This is a genomic window from Natrinema amylolyticum, assembly GCF_020515625.1.
Classification (GTDB): Archaea; Halobacteriota; Halobacteria; order Halobacteriales; family Natrialbaceae; genus Natrinema; species Natrinema amylolyticum.
Genome location: NZ_JAIWPJ010000001.1, coordinates 1,253,917 through 1,270,905, shown reverse-complemented (window position 1 = coordinate 1,270,905; position 16,989 = coordinate 1,253,917). Strand labels below are relative to the sequence as shown.

The 16,989-nt window shown below is 66.4% G+C and carries 22 protein-coding genes; 14 read left to right on the top strand and 8 right to left on the bottom strand.

Going from position 1 to position 16,989, the window contains the following annotated elements; translation table 11 throughout:
* Nucleotides 1-206 precede the first annotated feature (206 nt).
* The 3 genes from LDH66_RS06230 to LDH66_RS22880 all read right to left on the bottom strand — a co-directional run bounded on the left by LDH66_RS06230 (nt 207) and on the right by LDH66_RS22880 (nt 1,741).
* Nucleotides 207-1,166 carry a zinc-dependent metalloprotease gene (locus tag LDH66_RS06230; RefSeq protein ID WP_226480197.1) on the bottom strand — a complete coding sequence of 320 codons (960 nt, stop codon included), beginning with the start codon at nt 1,164-1,166 and terminating at the stop codon, nt 207-209.
* A gap of 83 nt (nt 1,167-1,249) precedes the next feature.
* Complete coding sequence (locus LDH66_RS06225; protein WP_226480196.1) at nt 1,250-1,558, bottom strand: hypothetical protein; 309 nt, start codon at nt 1,556-1,558, stop codon at nt 1,250-1,252.
* 48 nt (nt 1,559-1,606) lie between these two features.
* Nucleotides 1,607-1,741: a hypothetical protein gene (locus LDH66_RS22880; RefSeq protein WP_264182215.1), complete on the bottom strand. Its 135-nt coding sequence runs from the start codon at nt 1,739-1,741 to the stop codon at nt 1,607-1,609.
* A gap of 57 nt (nt 1,742-1,798) precedes the next feature.
* On the opposite strand from LDH66_RS22880, the gene LDH66_RS06220 reads away from it, so the two are divergent.
* The 6 genes from LDH66_RS06220 (at nt 1,799) to LDH66_RS06195 (ending at nt 5,553) form a co-directional block, all read left to right on the top strand.
* Nucleotides 1,799-2,026 carry an LSM domain-containing protein gene (locus LDH66_RS06220; protein WP_226480195.1) on the top strand — a complete coding sequence of 76 codons (228 nt, stop codon included), beginning with the start codon at nt 1,799-1,801 and terminating at the stop codon, nt 2,024-2,026.
* Nucleotides 2,023-2,199 (top strand): 50S ribosomal protein L37e, encoded by a 177-nt coding sequence (locus LDH66_RS06215; protein WP_226480194.1) that lies wholly within the window; start codon nt 2,023-2,025, stop codon nt 2,197-2,199. Before LDH66_RS06220 ends, LDH66_RS06215 begins: the two co-directional genes overlap by 4 nt.
* A gap of 149 nt (nt 2,200-2,348) precedes the next feature.
* The gene (locus tag LDH66_RS06210) at nt 2,349-3,539 is read left to right on the top strand and encodes a threonine synthase (RefSeq protein WP_226480193.1); all 1,191 of its coding nucleotides are present in this window, start codon (nt 2,349-2,351) and stop codon (nt 3,537-3,539) included.
* Between the two features lie 137 nt (nt 3,540-3,676).
* Entirely contained in the window at nt 3,677-3,850 is a 174-nt protein-coding gene (locus LDH66_RS06205; RefSeq protein ID WP_226007535.1) for a hypothetical protein, read from the top strand.
* A gap of 228 nt (nt 3,851-4,078) precedes the next feature.
* Nucleotides 4,079-4,780: a phosphoglycerol geranylgeranyltransferase gene (locus LDH66_RS06200; protein WP_226480192.1), complete on the top strand. Its 702-nt coding sequence runs from the start codon at nt 4,079-4,081 to the stop codon at nt 4,778-4,780.
* A 122-nt stretch (nt 4,781-4,902) separates the two neighbouring features.
* On the top strand, nt 4,903-5,553 hold the full coding sequence (locus LDH66_RS06195) for a helix-turn-helix domain-containing protein (protein WP_226480191.1): 651 nt from the start codon (nt 4,903-4,905) through the stop codon (nt 5,551-5,553).
* A gap of 27 nt (nt 5,554-5,580) precedes the next feature.
* Here the strand turns inward: LDH66_RS06195 and LDH66_RS06190 are convergent, their stop codons facing one another.
* On the bottom strand, nt 5,581-6,363 hold the full coding sequence (locus LDH66_RS06190; protein ID WP_226480190.1) for an SIR2 family NAD-dependent protein deacylase: 783 nt from the start codon (nt 6,361-6,363) through the stop codon (nt 5,581-5,583).
* Between the two features lie 154 nt (nt 6,364-6,517).
* Between LDH66_RS06190 and aspS the strand changes: the two genes are divergently transcribed.
* Nucleotides 6,518-7,822 (top strand): aspartate--tRNA(Asn) ligase, encoded by a 1,305-nt coding sequence (gene aspS, locus LDH66_RS06185; protein WP_226480189.1) that lies wholly within the window; start codon nt 6,518-6,520, stop codon nt 7,820-7,822.
* 332 nt (nt 7,823-8,154) lie between these two features.
* Here aspS and LDH66_RS06180 read toward each other — a convergent pair whose 3' ends face one another.
* On the bottom strand, nt 8,155-9,030 hold the full coding sequence (locus tag LDH66_RS06180) for an esterase/lipase family protein (RefSeq protein WP_226480188.1): 876 nt from the start codon (nt 9,028-9,030) through the stop codon (nt 8,155-8,157).
* Between the two features lie 196 nt (nt 9,031-9,226).
* On the opposite strand from LDH66_RS06180, the gene LDH66_RS06175 reads away from it, so the two are divergent.
* Together LDH66_RS06175 and LDH66_RS06170 are read left to right on the top strand one after the other, a co-directional pair.
* Nucleotides 9,227-10,054, top strand: coding sequence for a pantoate kinase (locus tag LDH66_RS06175; protein ID WP_226480187.1), 828 nt, complete (start codon nt 9,227-9,229; stop codon nt 10,052-10,054).
* Nucleotides 10,055-10,153: 99 nt separating this feature from the next.
* Nucleotides 10,154-10,801 carry a helix-turn-helix domain-containing protein gene (locus LDH66_RS06170; protein WP_226480186.1) on the top strand — a complete coding sequence of 216 codons (648 nt, stop codon included), beginning with the start codon at nt 10,154-10,156 and terminating at the stop codon, nt 10,799-10,801.
* A gap of 10 nt (nt 10,802-10,811) precedes the next feature.
* Here LDH66_RS06170 and LDH66_RS06165 read toward each other — a convergent pair whose 3' ends face one another.
* Nucleotides 10,812-11,585: a class I SAM-dependent methyltransferase gene (locus LDH66_RS06165; protein WP_226480185.1), complete on the bottom strand. Its 774-nt coding sequence runs from the start codon at nt 11,583-11,585 to the stop codon at nt 10,812-10,814.
* Between the two features lie 210 nt (nt 11,586-11,795).
* Here LDH66_RS06165 and LDH66_RS06160 point away from each other — a divergent pair, with 210 nt between their 5' ends.
* Nucleotides 11,796-12,575, top strand: coding sequence for a 4-phosphopantoate--beta-alanine ligase (locus LDH66_RS06160; protein ID WP_226480184.1), 780 nt, complete (start codon nt 11,796-11,798; stop codon nt 12,573-12,575).
* Nucleotides 12,576-12,595: 20 nt separating this feature from the next.
* Here LDH66_RS06160 and LDH66_RS06155 read toward each other — a convergent pair whose 3' ends face one another.
* A complete protein-coding gene (locus LDH66_RS06155) occupies nt 12,596-13,249 on the bottom strand; it encodes a hypothetical protein (RefSeq protein WP_226480183.1) in 654 nt (217 codons plus the stop codon).
* Nucleotides 13,250-13,456: 207 nt separating this feature from the next.
* Between LDH66_RS06155 and LDH66_RS06150 the strand changes: the two genes are divergently transcribed.
* The 3 genes from LDH66_RS06150 (at nt 13,457) to LDH66_RS06140 (ending at nt 15,156) form a co-directional block, all read left to right on the top strand.
* The gene (locus LDH66_RS06150; RefSeq protein ID WP_226480182.1) at nt 13,457-13,744 is read left to right on the top strand and encodes a HalOD1 output domain-containing protein; all 288 of its coding nucleotides are present in this window, start codon (nt 13,457-13,459) and stop codon (nt 13,742-13,744) included.
* Nucleotides 13,745-13,877: 133 nt separating this feature from the next.
* Complete coding sequence (locus LDH66_RS06145; protein ID WP_226480181.1) at nt 13,878-14,075, top strand: hypothetical protein; 198 nt, start codon at nt 13,878-13,880, stop codon at nt 14,073-14,075.
* 85 nt (nt 14,076-14,160) lie between these two features.
* On the top strand, nt 14,161-15,156 hold the full coding sequence (locus tag LDH66_RS06140) for a tyrosine--tRNA ligase (protein WP_226480180.1): 996 nt from the start codon (nt 14,161-14,163) through the stop codon (nt 15,154-15,156).
* 21 nt (nt 15,157-15,177) lie between these two features.
* On the opposite strand, the gene LDH66_RS06135 is transcribed toward LDH66_RS06140, so the two are convergent.
* On the bottom strand, nt 15,178-15,852 hold the full coding sequence (locus LDH66_RS06135) for a helix-turn-helix domain-containing protein (protein WP_319004344.1): 675 nt from the start codon (nt 15,850-15,852) through the stop codon (nt 15,178-15,180).
* Between the two features lie 418 nt (nt 15,853-16,270).
* Between LDH66_RS06135 and LDH66_RS06130 the strand changes: the two genes are divergently transcribed.
* Nucleotides 16,271-16,939, top strand: a complete 669-nt coding sequence (locus LDH66_RS06130; protein WP_226480178.1) for a DUF305 domain-containing protein — start codon at nt 16,271-16,273, stop codon at nt 16,937-16,939.
* The last annotated feature ends 50 nt before the right edge of the window (nt 16,940-16,989 follow it).

The window sequence follows — 16,989 nt, the reverse complement described above, 5'->3', positions numbered from 1 at the left end:
TGACGGCCCGTGAACGGACGGCGGTAGCGCCGCCGTGAGCGGACGGGCACGGAGGGCCCGCGAGGAGAAATCGGCTGCGGAGGGCGTGGCGATTCTCTGCCGCTACGGAGCAGGAAATTCGGCTTCGGTAATACGACGGGCGGCTCAGCAGTAGACGAGAAATCGACGCTTCGACTCGAGAGACGACTCACTCGAGACGCAGTCGCCTATCGGCGATCGACGCGCTGGATCCACGTCCCCGGCGCGTCGAGTTCGTCGTGGCTGGGGAGGTTCTCGGGCCCCTCCCAGACCAGACTCGCCGTCTCGAGGTCGCGGACGGCGACAATGTGCTCGAAAAAGTTCTTGCCGCGCTCGTACTGGCGCTCTTTGAGGCCGAGGCCGAGCAGCCGGCGGAAGAGCTTCTGGAGCGGGCCTCGGCCCTGCCGCCGCGCGTCGAGTTTGCGCCGCAGGTCCTCGTACTCGTCGTCGAAGGCGTGGTCCATCAGGAGTTCGGCGTACCCCTCGACGACGGTCATCGCGGCGTCGAGGTCGCGGAAGGCGTCCCGATCGAACGAGCCCTCCGACAGCGTCGCGATGCCGTCTTCCATGCGGGTCTCGAGGTGGTCGGAGAGCCACGGCGCGGCCCCGAACTCGGCGGCGTGGGTCACCTCGTGGAAGGCGATCCAGCGGCGGAACCGGTCCGCGTCCACGTCGAGTTTGTCGGCCGCGTTGAGGATGTTCGGCCGGACGAAGTACAGCGCGTGATCGTTGGCGGGCGCGTCGGCCAGGAGAAGCGGATCGTACTGGCCGAGGACGTTCCGTCCGAGGAAGGAGAGCAGGACGGTCATCGTTCCCGTATTGATCGTCCGGGCGACGCCGGGGAACGCGCCGGTATGGGTCTCGAGCGCGCCCATGACGCGCTCGAAGGTGGCGACGTTGGCGTCGATCCAGTGGTGACGGTTCTGGATTTCGACGGTCTCGGGGACGTCAAAGTCGACGCCCGAGACCGTTCGTACAGCCGCCCGGGCGTCCCGGACGTCGCGGGCGTAGGCCTCGCTCTCCCCGTGCTCGAGATCGAGCGAGCCGGGATCCGTCGCGGCCTTGGCGGCGTCGGCGGCCGACCGCCAGTCGATCGCATCGTCACCGGACGCCCCGGCAACCGCCCGGGCGCTACGATAGAGATTCACGACTGTCCGTACGGCGAGGACGCGCAAAAACGTTCGGCTCGGCCCGCGAGTGAAACACAGCCGAACGGATCGCCGGCGGGCGGTTAGTTGACGATAACGTCGGGCTCCTCCTCGGCCTCGAGCTCCGGCTCTTCGTCACCGCCGCGGAACTTCTTGGCGGCGGCGGCGATGCCGACGAGGACGACGAGCGCGATCAGCGCGCCGACGGCGCTCTTGCCTTTGCCGCCCGACTCGTCGTCCGTGTCCTCGTCGGTCTCGGTCTCCAACTCGCGGTCCGTCTCGGGTGCCGATTCGGTCCCGCCGATCGGCAGCGACTTGCCGATCGATCCCAGATCGAGCCGCGTCTCGCCGTCGATGTGCAACTCTACGAGGGTAAACTTCTTGTCGCCCATGAGCGGACGGTCAACGAGTGCACACTTAGCCGTTTGGTTAGGTCCACGCTATTGAAGCGTGTAGGTGATGGTTACGGCAGTCGCCGTCCCGTCGCGCTCGCCATCACCGCCCTCGAAATCGAGGGGCGGCGAGTCCGTTCCGTGGCGCTCTCGCCCACGGGACGCGGTAGCGGCTCCCGTCATGTCGAAATCGGACTCCGGACCGGTACGATTAAGTGTCCGTCACCTGCGGTCTTTCGTATGAGTGGACGACCGCTGGACGTCCTCGAGGCGTCACTCGGCGAACGCGTTACAGTGCGACTCAAGAGTGGCGACGAGTACGTCGGCGATCTCGCCGGCTACGATCAACACATGAATCTGGTGCTCGAGGACGTGACGATTCCCGTCCAGGGCGAAGTCGAAGAGGAGCCGCCGGCCGAAGACACAACCATTATACGCGGCGATAACGTCGTTTCGATCACTCCATGACTGGTGCAGGAACCCCGAGCCAAGGAAAGAAGAACACGACGACCCACACGAAGTGTCGTCGTTGCGGTGAGAAATCGTATCACACGAAGAAAAAAGAGTGCTCGTCGTGTGGCTTCGGCAAGTCCGCCAAACGACGCGGCTACGAGTGGCAGTCGAAGTCCGGCGACAACTGATCTCTCCGTTCTCTCGTTCGGTTCTGCCGGTTTTCGATCGATGACGTAGCGGCCGCTGTTCTCGATTCCAGTGCCGGTGATCGATACCGTTCTACTGAGGCCACGGTGTCGATGGACAGCCCTTAGTTCGACGCCGCGAAGGGTCGCGTATGGAACCGACAGACGCCTTCGCCGGCCTCGAGTGCGTCGACTGCGGGGCTACCGTCGACGCCGCCGAGACCCACCGCTGTCCGGACTGCGGCGGCTCGCTCGATCCGAGCTACGACTACGACGCGATCGATCTCGATCGCGAGACGCTCGCCGCCCGGCCGTTCGACTCGCAGTGGCGGTACGCGGAACTGCTGCCGTTCGCCCGCGAGTCGGCGGTGACGACGAACGAGGGGGCGACGGCGCTGGTCGACTGCCCCGATCTGGCCGCCGAACTCGGCGTCGAGCACGTACTGATCAAAGACGAGGGCCGGAACCCGACGGGCTCGGTCACGGACCGCGGCGCGTCGGTGGCCGTCACCGCGGCCGCCGCCCACGGCGCGAGCGACATCGCGCTCCCGTCGCCGGGCAACGGTGGACAGGCCGCCGCGGCCTACGCGGCCCGCGCGGGACTCGAGTCCCACGCATACCTCCCCTCGCGGTCCGGCTTTACCAACAAGGCCATGGTCAACGTCCACGGCGGAGACATGAACGTCGTCGGCGGCCGCTACGGCGACGCCGTCGGCGCGTTCGAGGAGGGGCTCGCGGAACACGACGACTGGTACTCGCTCCGGGCCTTCGAGACGCCGTATCGCCACGAGGGCGCGAAGACGCTGTTCTACGAACTCGTCGAACAACTCGAGTGGACCGTGCCCGACGTCGTCGCCTATCCGACGGGGGCCGGGACCGGACTCGTCGGACTCGCGAAGGCCGCGCGGGAGTTCCGCCAACTCGGGCTGACCGACGAGCTACCCGCTCTCTACGCCGCCCAGGCGGCCGGCTGCGCGCCGATCGTCGAGGCGGTCGACGACGGCCGCGACGAACACGAGCCGGTCGAACACCCCGACACGATCTGTGGCGAACTCGAGATCCCCGACCCGACGGCGAGCCCGCGGGTCCTCGAGGCGATCCGCGAGAGCGACGGTGGCGCGGTCGCGACCGAGGATCCGGACATCCTCGAGTCCGCGGCGCGGGTGGCCCAGGCGGAGGGGCTCGAACTGATCCCGAGCGCGGCGGCGGCCGCCAGCGGGGCGTGGGAACTCGCGGAGCACGGCGCGTTCGACGGCTCGGAGACGGTCGTCATCGTCAACACTGGCGCGGGCAACAAGGAGGCCGACGTGTTGCGCAGTCATCTGATGAGTCAGGGCGTGTAGGCGAAAACCGCAGTAGCCGGTGATATCGCCGGGTAGCGGTCGTCTAACCGCTATCAGTGGAGCAGGTCGACCGCGAGAGCCGAACCCTTTCACCGACAGAGCCTTGTCTCCGAGACGAGTAGAGGGACCGAGTTCAAATGTGTGAACATTCACCAGAGTGTTCGAACGGGGTCTCGTGCCAGCTCGTCCTCGAGAACGGACAGACTGGCCTCGAGACCGCCGAATACTACTGTAAGGCACACCTCGTGCTCCGGATCTGGGAAGTCGAGAACGACAGCTCGATGCGAGCCGTCAGCGCCGAGCAACTCTAAGCGCACGCCGGACGTCGAACGCTCCGTCCGTCCCGGACCGACACTGTGCCGTCGCGCGATGACCGGCCGGATCGCCGATAGGCGGGGGGATCGAAATCGGACGCTGCTGGCTACCATACCGGGCCAGCGGCCGTCGGCGGACCGAGCCTGCGGACGGGCTCGAGCGCGCGATCCGCGAGACGGGGGCGTTCCGTAGCGCTTTTGCTGGTTGTCGGGAAACGACGCGGTATGACTACCCCCTGGGACGACTGGAACCACATTCTCAAGATCGACCCGGACAAGGAGCTCCCCGAGGGCGTGACCTACGGCGATCTCTGTGCGACGGGCACCGACGCGATCGAAGTCGGCGGTACCATGGGCATCACCGAGGAGAACATGAGCGCGGTCATCGAGGCCTGCGCCGAACACGACGTCGCCCTCTATCAGGAGCCCTCGAATCCCGACGTCGTCCTCGAGGACGACGCGCTGGACGGCTATCTCATTCCGACCGTCTTCAACGCCGGATCGCCGTTCTGGATCACCGAGGCCCACAAGGAGTGGGTCCGGCTCGAGGGCGAACTCGACTGGGAGCGCACGACGACGGAGGCTTACATCGTGATGAACCCCGAGGCCGACGTCGCGGAGCTGACGGAGGCCAACTGCGATCTCGGTGCCGACGACGTCGCCGCCTACGCGACGGTCGCCGAGCACATGTTCGGACAGGAGATCGTCTACGTGGAGTACTCCGGTATGCTCGGCGACGAAGCGGTCGTCGAGGCCGCCGCCGAGGCGACTGACGAGTCGACGCTGTTCTACGGGGGCGGCATCCACGACTACGACTCCGCGTACGCGATGGCCCAGTACGCCGACGTCATCGTCGTCGGCGATCTCGCACACGACGAGGGCATCGAGGCGGTTCGGGAGACCGTCGACGCGGCCAACGACGCCTGACCGGCGATCGGACATCGGTCGCATCGATTCGGTTCCGATCGACTACGGGAGACGTCCGCGATCTACTGTCGGACTGGACAGTGGCCTCAACTGTTTTGTCACTTCGTCGTGGACGTCACTGCATGAGTCTCTTCGCCGCGTTCGAGGCGTCGTCGCCGGCGTTGGTCCTCGGGCCGACCCTCGAGGCCCTGCCGTCGGTCGACGTCGAACTCGAGCGTCAGTACGCCCTCGATCCCGACCGGCCCATCGCGTTCTGTCGGGTTCGCTGTCGCGACCGCGACGGACTCGACCGCGCGCTCGCGGCCGACGACACGATCGACGAGTTCGAGCGGATCGGTGGTGCCGACGGCGAGAGCCTCTACCGACTCCAACGGAGCGAGACGGACGTCATCGGCGCGTATCGCGAGTGGGTCGACGCCGGCGGCGAGCTACTCGAGTGTCGCGGCTCGAACGGCCGCTGGGAGGTCGAGATGCGGTTCCCCGATCGCGACTCGTTCGGCCGCTATCACGAGTTCCTCGCGAGCGAGGGCGTCTCGCTCGAGTTACAGCGCCTCGCCGACGGCGACGGGGGGCGACGCCGCGGACACCGATCCGCTCTGACCGACGCCCAGCGGGAGGCGCTCACGCTGGCCCACGAGCACGGGTTCTTCGAGGTGCCCCGCGAGACGGGGCTCTCCGAGATCGCCGCTCAGCTCGGGATCTCGAAACAGGCCGTCAGCGAACGGCTGCGGCGCGGCCAAGCACAGTTGATCGACCAGCAACTCGTCGAGTGAGGCCGCGCCGGGACACGGGATCGACCCTCACTCAGCGGCCATGTCCCGCAGCCGGGGGAGCACTCCCGTCACGTCCTCGCGGAGCACCGCGTCGGCGATATCGTCGCACGGCGTCGACTCGAGGTTCACGATGCCGACCGTCGCGCCGGCCGACGCGGCGAGTCGGGGGAGCGAGGCCGCAGGCTCGACGACCAGCGAGGACCCGATCGCGAGGAAGACGTCGCTCTCGCGGGCGAGCGATCGGGCCCGCTGGATGACGGCTCCCGGGAGCTGCTCGCCGAAGAGGACGACGTCGGGTTTGAAGACGCCGCCGCACTCGCAGGTCGGCGGCAGTTCGCCGTCGGCCGCGCGCTCGAAGATCGGATCACCGTCCCGGCGTTTTCCGCAGTCGGTACAGCGGACCCGCTGGGAGTTGCCGTGAAGCTCGAGGACGGTCGTCTCGTCTCCATCGCTGGCCGCTTCCTCGCGAACCGAGTCGGCCGCCTCGCCGTGCAGTCCGTCGGTGTTCTGGGTGAGAATCGCCTCGAGGTCGCCGTCCCGTCCCATCGCGGCCAGCGCCTCGTGGGCCGCGTTCGGCTCGTACTCCTCGTCGAACATCTCTCGCTGAAGATCGACGCGATCCGACCAGAACCCTTCGGGATCGCGCTGGAACCTGCCGTAGGCGAACTGGCCCTCGTCGAACTTCTCCCAGACGCCGTCGTCCCCGCGGAAGGTCGGCACCCCCGACGGGGCCGAGATACCCGCGCCGGTGAAGGCGACGGCCGTGTCTGCGCGCCGTATCTCGTCGGCGAGTCGCTCGAGGTCGTCCATACCGGATAGTCGTCCCGAACGCTGAAAACTCGTCGTGGTGTGTTCCCAGGGAAGTCGGCCGTCTCGAGCGGTCCCACGAGGGTCGCTATCATCTCTCGAAGAGCGGCGGCTCCGAACGACTGTGCTTAAGTTCCGCCTGCGTGAATCGGGTGGTATGCAGGACAGAACCTACACTGCCGACGCCGAGCCGGGCGACGACGTGACGGTCGCCGGCTGGGTCCACGAGACTCGCGATCTCGGGGGCATCGCATTCCTGATTCTCCGGGACACCTCGGGCAAGATCCAGATCAAGTTCGAGAAAGACGAGATGGACGACGACTTAGTCGAGACGGGACTGGACGCCTCCCGCGAGAGCGTCGTCAAAGTCTCCGGCGCGGTCGAGGAGGAGCCGCGCGCGCCGACGGGCGTCGAGATCACGCCCGACTCCGTCGAGGTCATCGCGTCCGCCGATCCCGAACTGCCGCTCGATCCCTCAGAGAAGGTCGACGCCGACCTCTCGACGCGACTGGATAACCGCACTCTCGACCTCCGGAAGGACGAGGTCCAGACGATCTTCGAGGTTCGCTCGGACGTGCTGCGGGCGGTCCGCGATCAGTTCCGCGACTTCGACTGTACGGAGATCAACACGCCGAAGATCGTCGCCACCGGGACGGAGGGCGGCACCGAACTCTTCCCGATCACGTACTTCGGCGAGGAGGCCTTCATGAACCAGTCGCCGCAGCTGTTCAAGCAGCTGATCGCGGGCTCGAACGTCGAGCGCGTCTTCGAGATCGGTCCGATCTTCCGCGCCGAAGAACACAACACGCCCCGGCACCTGAACGAGGCCACCTCGATCGACTTCGAGGGCGCGTTCTGCGATCACACCGACGCCATGGACGTCGCCGAAGGCATCGTCAAAGCGTCCTACGAGGCAGTTCAGGAGAACTTCGGCGACGAACTCGAGGAACTCGACCTCGCCGAGGACTTCGAGGTTCCCGAGGGTGACTTCCCGCGCATCAGCTACGAGGAGGCCATCGAGCGAATCAACGCGACGGGCGAACTCGACGAGCAGCTCGTCTGGGGCGACGACCTCTCGACGCCGGCCGAGGAAGCCCTCGGTCAGGACGTCGGCGGTCACTACTTCATCACCGACTGGCCCAGCGAGATCAAGCCGTTCTACATCAAGGACCACGACGACGACCCCGAACTCTCGACCGGTTTCGACCTGATGCACCCGCGCATGGAACTGGTCTCGGGCGGCCAGCGTGAACACCGCCACGAGAAGCTCATCGAGGGCTTCGAACAGCAGGGGCTCGACCCCGACCAGTTCGAGTACTACACCAAGATGTTCAAGTACGGGATGCCGCCCCACGCAGGCTTCGGCCTCGGCGGCGAGCGCCTGATCATGACGATTCTCGGACTGGACAACATCCGAGAAGCGGTTCTCTTCCCGCGGGATCGCCAGCGTCTGAGTCCCTGACGAAGACGCTGGGAGCCAGCGAGACGAGCGCAGCGAGTCTCGCCGGACCGGCAGCGGCTGAGCCCGTAGGGCGAAGCCGTTGCGAGATCGGGGCCCGCGATCGCACTGCGCGAGTGCGGGCCCGAATACCACGGTATCGGCACTTCTTGCCACTCGGGTCGTCGGTCTCGAGCGGCGCATTCCGAGCAGGAGCGACCGACCAGGAGAACCGTGATTCGACGTTCAGCTCTGAAAATCGGTGAGAATCGGACGCTCAGGCGCAGTGAACGTCGATTGTGGTCGCCTACGTCCGAGAGGGTCGCGGGACGACGGTGCTCACTTGCAGGCGTTCACTAGCTCCACCAGCCGTCGTCATCGTCGCCGTCGTCGTTACCGCTATCGCCGTCACAGGAGCCGCTGTTGATCGCGTCGGCGAGGTCCGACCCGACCGCGTCGTCGCCCAGATACTCGAGGTGGCTGCCGACGCTGGCGGTCACGTCGACATCGGTGTAGTTCAACGCTGGGTTGCAGCCAGCGCCTTCCGTGCCGAGTGCGGTGTCACCGAAACCGCCGTAGGCCGAGCCGACCGTCGAGTCGTTTTGCGAGTGGTAGTTGCGGACCTCACAGGCGTTGCTCAGCCCGGGGTTCCACGGATCGTCACAGATCTCCGAGCCGTCCGCCGCAGTGCCGAGGCCGGCGACGGTCTCGATCTCGTAGCCGCTGCTGAGCTTCGTCGCGGTCCAGTAGACGCAGCGGCCACCGAGCGAGTGGCCGACGAGACGGACGTTGCCGCCGCCGCCGTCGTCGAAGTCCTCGATGAGGCCGGCGACGACCTCGCCGACGTCCTCGGTGTCTCCCTCCGCGCCGAGGTAGTTGAAATTGGTCGCGGGCCACTCGATCGCGACGGCCTCATCCGGTGTATAGCCGCCGGACTCGAGGGAGTCCTGAACGTCCGACGCCTGACTCGAGACGGTGGTGTCGCCGAACCAGCCGTGGATGAAGACGAACAGTTCGTCCGTGACCGGGAGGCTGCCGTCGGCGCTCCAGCCGAAGAGCCCGTCGTCGACTTCGATTACTTCGGGACCACCGAACTGCGCGGACGCGGAACCGGACGCGCCGGCCAGCCCCGCACCGGCGACGATCGTGGTGCCGGCGGTCTTCAGGATCGTTCGTCGGTCGGTCGTCGATTCGTCCGTCGGCCGCTCGTCTGGATCGTTCGTAGTTACCATAGCGCAACCATTAATTATGGGGATTAATGATTGTGTTTTCTTCTTCTATACAGAGTCTATTGAAGACGTCTCTGATGGAACGTTCGCTACAGAGTGGTGGACCGATGGGGCCGGCGGCAGTTCCGGGCCCGTTCGGGACGGATGCGTCGCGGGGAACCTTCAAGGTTATATCGTTCGGCCCGAAAGCGGGGGCGTAATGCGAGAGGAGGCGACGGCGTTCGTCCCTGGACACGTTACGGGATTTTTCAGTGCACACCCGGACGAGGATCCGACGAAAGCCGGCTCACGGGGAGCGGGACTGACGCTCACAGACGGTGTCGAAGTAACGGTCGAACCGGCAGAAGAGTCAACTATCGTCCTCGACGGGACGGAAATCGAGGTCGATCCAGTGACGACCGTCCTCGAGACGCTCGATGCGAGCGCCCGCGTCGAGGCCGACTCCGACCTCCCGATCGGGGCCGGATTCGGCGTCTCGGGAGCGATGGCGCTCGGGACGGCCCTCGCGGTGAACCGCGTCTTCGAGCGCAAACTCTCCGCGAACGAACTCGTGACGATCGCCCACGGTGCCGAGGTCCAGGCTGGAACGGGACTCGGCGACGTGGTCGCACAGGCACACGGCGGCGTTCCGATCCGCCTCGAGCCCGGCGGCCCGCAGGACAACAAACTCGACGCGATTCCGTCGCGGGCGCGCGTCGAGTACGTCTCGTTCGGCGAGCTCTCGACGGCCGACGTGCTCTCGGGCGACACCGAAGAGCTGACGGCCACCGGGAAGGAAGCGCTCGCTCGCGTCGTCGAGGAACCGACGCTGCTGTCCTTTATGTACGCCTCGCGGCTGTTCGCGCGTGATGCCGGCCTGCTCACGGAGCAGGTCGCGGAAACGATCACCGAGGTCTCGGAGGCCGACGGACAGGCCTCGATGGCGATGCTCGGCGAGACGGTCTTCGCGCTCGGAACGGGGCTCTCCGACGCCGGGTACGAGCCGTCTGTCTGCGCGACGCATCCGGCCGGCGCAGTGTTGAAGTAGGGCCGACGCCGCGATCGAGTACTCTGCGCGGGAATCTCGCCGGCAGCGACTCCCGATAGCTATCGGGCATTTATGCCCTCTGGCCGACATGGTCGAGCCATGAAGTCGATGCGTCTCGTGCTGGAGTACGGACCGGAAGCGATTCCGCCGCTCCACGAGGGGCTCTGCGAGTCGCCCGACATCGAGCGAGAGGTGATCGTGGGTGGGCAGGCGGTCGACGGCGTCGAGACGATCACGTCGTTCGTCGACGGCGACCCCGAGGCCTACGAGCCCCTGCTGGTCGGCCGAGAGAACGTCCTGGAGTACGACATCACGCCGGCCGACGACGGGTTCTTTTGCTACCTCCGCCGGGAACTCGGCTCCGAGGGCGTCTCGCTGTTGAACGCGCTCGCACGGGAGACCGTCGTGGTCGTACCGCCGATCGAGGTCCGATCCGATCGGACGATCCGACTGACGGTCGTCGGGCATGCGTCGGCGCTGACGGCCGTGGTCGACGAGGTTCCAGAGGGACTACAGCTGGACGTCCAGTGGGTGAGCGACGACGTGACGGTCACCGGATCACCGGTCTCGGACCGCCAGCTGGCGGCGCTCCGAGCGGCCCGCGAGGTCGGATTCTACGAGATCCCGCGGACGGGCGGGATCGAGGCGGTCGCCGACGAACTCGACTGTGCCGTCTCGACGGCGTCGGAACTCGTCCGCCGCGGCGAGGCCAACGCGGTCGACCGCGTGCTCGAGGACGGGCCGTAGGACGGGCCGATCAGTCGGCGTCTCGTTTCGTACAGATCGCCGTGAACGCGATACCAGCGAAGTGCGTGTCCACGATTTCGCAGCCGCCGGCGGCTACGCCGTCTCTCGAACGGCTTCTGTCCGCACGTCCTCCGTCTCGATCCCCCGCCGGCGCACCGCGCTCATCGAAGACGGCCTCGAGCGAGCCCGCGACGTCGCCGTCGAGATTCCAGTTCGCGTACCAGCGAAAGAACCGCCGGACGAGTGGATTCAGTACTCGAGCGGGGCCGCTCAGGGCCGGCCGAACGTCGACGACCGCGAGGCGTGCGCCGGGAACGATCGATCGGGAGACGTTCTCTACGGCGCGGCGGACGTCGGGCATGACTGACAGGGAGAGCGTCGCGAGCGCCGCGTCGAACGGCTCGTCGAACGCGATCGTCGTTGCATCGGCTCGGCGTACCCGGACGTTCTCCCAGCCGTGCGTCTCGATCCGCTCTCGCGCGTTCGCGACCATTTCCGGGCTGTAATCGACGGCGACGAGTTCGCCGTCCGGGCCGATCTCGCGTCGGACCCGCTCGAAATTGACGCCCGGGCCGCAGCCGATCTCGAGCACGCGATCGCCCGGTTCGAGGTCCAGCCGGTCGATGGCGGCCTCCCGGATCGGTTCGAAGTCGCGCTCGCTCATGCCGTACCAGTCGCTCCAGCGGTCCCAGACCGTCCGACTCCGCTCGAGGTGCGCCTCGTACTCCCCGTCCGAACCGGACGTCCCCGTCGACGGGTCCCGCTCTCGGCGTTCCGTGGCCATAGTCGGACGTGGATCGGCTCGAGTGAGTAACTTCACGCGAAATCTATCGGGTATTTATACGGGATCAGTGGTGCCCGCGATCGATTGCGGCCGAGCGCGATCGACGGAGCCGCCGGATAGCGGCCCCGTTCGCCGAGCGCTCGGTCAGGCCGGTGGTTCGCCCGTCGAGCGATCGGGCCGTTTTTCATCGACTACCACCAGTGATCGATCGTGAGCGACTACGACAGCGTCTCCGCCGACGTCGAGACGGAGGAGGAGATCCCGGAGGACCATCCCAGATATCAGGACCTGCTGACCCGCCACCGGATCGAGGCGGGCGTCGAGAAGGGGATCACGCACCTCCAGGGGATGCACGCAGAGGGACGGGGCAGCGCATTCGACTACCTGCTGGGCGAGGAGACGATCCCGAGCGCCGACGAGGCGGAACGAGCGGCCGCGGCACACCTCCTGCTGGCCGACCGGCCCGTGCTCTCGATCAACGGCAACGTCGCGGCGCTGGTCCCCGGCGAGATGGCCGCCCTCGCCGACGCCGTCGACGCCGATCTCGAGGTCAACCTCTTCAATCGCACGCCCGAGCGACTCGAGGCCATCGCCGACCACCTGCGCGAGCACGGCGCGGACGACGTGAAGGGCCTCGAGGCCGACGCGCGAATCCCGAACCTAGACCACGAGCGGTCGAAGGTCGACGCCGACGGGATCTACGCGGCCGACGTGGTGCTCGTACCCCTCGAGGACGGCGACCGCGCCGAGGCCCTGAACGAGATGGGCAAGACCGAGATCGTAATCGACCTCAACCCGCTGTCGCGGTCCCCGCAGGTCGCCGACGTCCCGATCGTCGACAACATCATCCGCGCGGTGCCGAACATCACCGAGCACGCGCGGGACCTGGCGGACGCCGACGAAGACGAACTGCGGGCAATTATCGAGGCCTTCGACCGGGAGCGAGCGCTCGAGGCGGCCGAAGAGCGGATCCGCTCGGGCGACCTCTGATCGGTCGCAGCGGATCACCGTCAGAGCTTTCCCGTGATCGACGGCGAGACGGCGTCTCGAGCGCCGTCGCGGTCGATGATCCGGGGTCTGTCGACCGGGTCGACGAACGGGAGTTTCGACTTGATCGCCGCCACCGTCTCCTCGACGCGGTAGTACGACAGCGAGAGGACCTCGCTGGCTCGTCGCGCGAGCGAGTGGTCGATCTCGTACTCGACGCCCGGTCCGACCGCGAGTTCGTCGCCGTCGACGAGCCACCGTCTCGCCATGGCGACGCCCGTCTCGGCGTCGTAGCCCCGCGCGAGGTAGTGTTTGTAGGGGTGGCGGATCCACGAGTACTCCCAGTGAGCGTAGACGTCGACGCCCGGTTCGTTCTCGAGATCGTGGATCACGACGTGTAACTGCTCGTCGGCGAACGGCGACGGTCGCCACACCCACGACCCTTCGGAGGTGTTCCCGTCCACGCGAACCTTGAGCGCGGCGATCGGATTGCGCGAGAAGCCGAGACGATCGAGGACCGTCTCGATCGTCGCCTCCGAGCAGTGCGCCGTGAGCACGTACTCGTCGGCGGTCGTGTGGCTGACCGCGTACCAGCCGAACGTCCCCCGCAAGAGGAAGTGCAGTTGCGGGAGGGCGCTTCGACGCATGGCGTTGATCGCGTCCTCGCTGTCGATCATCGATCGGCGTGGCTACGGCGACCGGCCGTATGAGTGTTCGGTCGCACCTCACGAGTCGGCCGGACGGCCGCTCGAGATGACTCGCCGACCACTGTCGGCTCCGAGAGGACGACTGTGATTTACTGCCTGAGACGCCCGGAGCAGATTACCGGCACGCAAGGGCCGGTGCAATCGTTACACGCCTGCACAGCGACATCCTCGGTAGCAATGAGTGGGCCGAGCGAGTTCCCGGAAGAGACCGTCGTGCTGCGCCGGCAACTGGACACCGAGAGGGGCGACACGACGATTCAACTCGTCGAAATCGTCGCCGAACTCGACGACAGGGAACCGACGGACCTCGCACCGATCTATCGCTCCGTCGATGGCCTTGTCTCCGATCTCTTCGGCTCCCCGCCACCGACCCACGTCGATGCGAACCTCGCGTTCTCCTATCACGGCTACCGGATCCACGTCGAGCAGGACGGGACGGCGACGGTCCGCGAACTATCGGCGTAGCGCGATCGATCGATTTCGTCGATTTGCGGGACGCTCGACGGAACTCGAGAACAGACGAGCGGGAAGACGGATCCGTTTCGAGGCGACCCCGCGAGACCAACGCTTATCTGTCACTGGTCCGAACGGACGATCGATGCCATCGCTCGAACCACCATGTCTGCGATCGGAACACGCCTCCCGCGGCGCGGCCGAGGGAGCGAAAGTCGGCGGGAAAGTCGGCGGCGTGGCAGGCCCGGCCGGCGGTGCCGTCGGGGCCGGCGTCGGCGCGGCGACGGGGTATCTCGCCGGCACGGCGCGAGATCGAGTCGAATCGGTCCTGAAGCCGTTCTGAGACGGTCCCGCGATCGGGACTCGAGTCGCGACGAGTCCGACCGCTTTTCACGAGGTATAAATTCCTCCTCCGGTTCCTGTCACGCATGGACGCCTACGAGTTACTCACGCGAAACGCCGAGGAGGTCGTCACCGACGAGGAAGTCCGCGACCTCGCGGAGGATCCCGAGGGCAAGCGGGCCTACGTCGGCTACGAGCCCTCCGGCGTGCTCCACCTGGGCCACCTCCTGACCGCGAACAAGCTCATCGACCTGCAGGACGCGGGCATGGAGGTCGTCGTCCTGCTGGCGGACGTCCACGCCTACCTCAACGAGAAGGGGTCCTTCGAGGAGATCCGGGAGACCGCCGAGCAGATGAAAGCCCAGTTCCTCGCCTACGGCCTCGACGAGGAGCAGACGGAGTTCGTCTACGGTTCGACCTTCCAGCTCGAGGAGGACTACACCCTCGATCTCCACCACCTCGAGCGCGAGACGACGATGAACCGCGCCCAGCGCGCGATGGCCGAGATCCAGGGCGACGAGACGGCGAAGGTGAGCCACCTCGTCTACCCGCTGATGCAGACCCTGGACATCGAGTACCTCGACCTCGATCTGGCGGTCGGCGGCCTGGACCAGCGCAAGGTCCACATGCTCGCCCGAGAGAAGCTGCCCGAACTCGACTACGAGGTCCGGCCGGCGATCCACACCCCGATCGTCGCCAATCTCACCGACGGGAAGGGGAAGATGTCCTCGAGCGAGGGGATCACCATCTCGATGGAGGACTCGACCGAGGAACTCGAGGAGAAGGTCAACTCGGCGTACTGCCCGCCGACCCGCGATCCGGAGCCGGACGACGACGGCAACGACCTCGAGAACCCCGTCCTCGAACTCTTCGAGTACCACGTCTTCCCGCGGTTCGATGAAGTCGTCGTCGAGCGTCCCGAGAAGTACGGCGGCGACCTGACCTACGCGGAGTACGAGGCCCTCGCCGAGGACCTCGAGTCAGGCGAGCTCCACCCCGCGGATGCGAAGGGGACGCTCGCGAGCTCCCTCGACGAACTGATCGCGCCGGGCCGCGAGAAGCTGCGCGAGATTCGGGGCTGATCGAGCCCTCGAGCGTCGCGGTCACTCGACGAAGACGCACTCGTCGTCGGTGTCGAGGAGGAGACTGAAGATCTCCCCTTCGACGGCCCGGAGGTGCTGTGAGAAGGTCGCCGGCGTGATATCCAGTTCGGCGAGTTCGGCGGCCTCGTGTTTCCGCGGCCAGTCGTAATAGCCGTTCATGTAGGCCGTCAGAAACACTTCTCGCTGCCTGTCAGTGAGCGCATCGATAACGGCCTGTTTGAAATCGTGATGCGCGAAGAGCGGCGTCGCTCGCTCCCGCTCGCGACAGTCGTCGACGGTCACTGTCGGGTGGTCGCGTTCGAAGCGATCGACGAGTTCGGCGGCCTCGTCCCGTGAGAGCACTTCCGCGACGACGCGGCCCTCACCGCCGTCCGCCGCGACGACTCGCGGGATCGCCCCGAAATCGACGACGGTAATCGCCACGCAGCGGTCCCGGACGTGGAACTGCAGTCGACCGCCGTTGGCGTGTCGGGCGACGCGTTCCGCGTCGACGCCGTCGGTCCAGTCGATCGCGTCCAGAACTCGCTCCGGTGGCGCACCGTCGAGGGTGAAGTACTCGACGAACCCGTCGTCGGAATGCGGAAAGATTACCTCGAGCTCGAGTCGGCAATCCTCAGCCTGCGATGCGTCGACGAACGGATACGCCGAATTGCGGACGTGAAACTCGACTTCCACGGTGTTTTTCGTCCGACGGGCTCTGCTTTCCATGCGTTAGTAACGATTCCGCAGTACTGGTCCGTTTCCCCTTGCATGGCAAGCGCCGGGTATCGTCTTCTGACTCCGCTGTGGGCCCTGTCACGGTATTCCCGTCCAGTTCGGAGCGACGTTTCGACCGCGACGCTCGGGTCACCGAGAGCGACGGCGGAACGAGCGAGAGCCAGAAGAACGGCATCGTCGATCGACCGCGCTACGGCAATCGGGCGCGTCGCGGGAGCGGCGCGGGCCCACCGGTACCGGCTCGCGGAGCGGTCGCGTAGCCAGAGACTATCGCTGTAAACGGGAAATAGCAGCCGCTCGAGCACCGGAAACGGATTATTTCTCTCACTGACTACGACCACTCTTATCCGTGCCTTCGGTGGAGGTCCGGCCGATCATGGGACGCGAAACCGAATCCGACGGATCAGCAGACGACGCATCGCGCCGCTCCTTCCTGCAGACCGGGACGCTCGCCTCGGCGGGCCTCGCACTGGGGCTGTCGGGTGCGGCACCGGCCGCCGCGACGGACGACGGACCGACCGGAACCGACGGACTGATCGAGAGCGACGGCTCGAGAGCCACCGAACTGAACCTGGCCGACGTCGGTTTCCTCCAGTTGATGGCCTATCACCACCGCGGCGGGATCGAGGCCGCCTCGCTGGTCCCGGAGCGAACGAACCACGACGCGCTGGCCGAGTTCGCCGAGTCCGTGATCGAAGCCCAGCGGCAGGGTATCGCGCGCATCGAACGGCTGCTCGTCGAAGCCGGCCTCGAGCCCGGACCGCTGCTCGAGATCGATCTCGACGCCGTCAGGGACATGGTGACCTCGATTCCCGGCAACCTGCGACCGAACGAACTCGCGTACCTACGCTCGCTCGAGGGGACGGAATTCGACCTGCGCTTCATCGAAAAATTCGCGAACCACCATAGCGGCGCGATTCAGCTATCACAGCTGGTCCTTCGGGAGGGACAGTCCCCCGCAGTCGAAGCGATGGCGACGGACATCATCGAAACGCAGCAGTCCGAGATCGTCGAGATGTATACGTGGTATCTCGAGTGGGTATAGCACGACTACCCAGCGTGGCGATCGCAACGGGCGGTGATCCAGCCGATTGA

Bases quoted from the DNA above. Each gene is read 5' to 3' on its own strand.
- LDH66_RS06220 (WP_226480195.1), top strand. From the start codon at position 1,799: ATGAGTGGACGACCGCTGGACGTCCTCGAGGCGTCACTCGGCGAACGC.
- LDH66_RS06175 (WP_226480187.1), top strand. From the start codon at position 9,227: ATGCGAGAGGAGGCGACGGCGTTCGTCCCTGGACACGTTACGGGATTT.
- LDH66_RS06205 (WP_226007535.1), top strand. From the start codon at position 3,677: ATGTGTGAACATTCACCAGAGTGTTCGAACGGGGTCTCGTGCCAGCTC.
- LDH66_RS06200 (WP_226480192.1), top strand. From the start codon at position 4,079: ATGACTACCCCCTGGGACGACTGGAACCACATTCTCAAGATCGACCCG.
- LDH66_RS06140 (WP_226480180.1), top strand. From the start codon at position 14,161: ATGGACGCCTACGAGTTACTCACGCGAAACGCCGAGGAGGTCGTCACC.
- LDH66_RS06130 (WP_226480178.1), top strand. From the start codon at position 16,271: ATGGGACGCGAAACCGAATCCGACGGATCAGCAGACGACGCATCGCGC.
- LDH66_RS06210 (WP_226480193.1), top strand. From the start codon at position 2,349: ATGGAACCGACAGACGCCTTCGCCGGCCTCGAGTGCGTCGACTGCGGG.
- LDH66_RS06170 (WP_226480186.1), top strand. From the start codon at position 10,154: ATGAAGTCGATGCGTCTCGTGCTGGAGTACGGACCGGAAGCGATTCCG.
- LDH66_RS06195 (WP_226480191.1), top strand. From the start codon at position 4,903: ATGAGTCTCTTCGCCGCGTTCGAGGCGTCGTCGCCGGCGTTGGTCCTC.
- LDH66_RS06145 (WP_226480181.1), top strand. From the start codon at position 13,878: ATGCCATCGCTCGAACCACCATGTCTGCGATCGGAACACGCCTCCCGC.
- LDH66_RS22880 (WP_264182215.1), bottom strand. From the start codon at position 1,741: ATGACGGGAGCCGCTACCGCGTCCCGTGGGCGAGAGCGCCACGGAACG.
- LDH66_RS06215 (WP_226480194.1), top strand. From the start codon at position 2,023: ATGACTGGTGCAGGAACCCCGAGCCAAGGAAAGAAGAACACGACGACC.
- LDH66_RS06180 (WP_226480188.1), bottom strand. From the start codon at position 9,030: ATGGTAACTACGAACGATCCAGACGAGCGGCCGACGGACGAATCGACG.
- LDH66_RS06165 (WP_226480185.1), bottom strand. From the start codon at position 11,585: ATGGCCACGGAACGCCGAGAGCGGGACCCGTCGACGGGGACGTCCGGT.
- LDH66_RS06155 (WP_226480183.1), bottom strand. From the start codon at position 13,249: ATGATCGACAGCGAGGACGCGATCAACGCCATGCGTCGAAGCGCCCTC.
- aspS (WP_226480189.1), top strand. From the start codon at position 6,518: ATGCAGGACAGAACCTACACTGCCGACGCCGAGCCGGGCGACGACGTG.
- LDH66_RS06150 (WP_226480182.1), top strand. From the start codon at position 13,457: ATGAGTGGGCCGAGCGAGTTCCCGGAAGAGACCGTCGTGCTGCGCCGG.
- LDH66_RS06225 (WP_226480196.1), bottom strand. From the start codon at position 1,558: ATGGGCGACAAGAAGTTTACCCTCGTAGAGTTGCACATCGACGGCGAG.
- LDH66_RS06190 (WP_226480190.1), bottom strand. From the start codon at position 6,363: ATGGACGACCTCGAGCGACTCGCCGACGAGATACGGCGCGCAGACACG.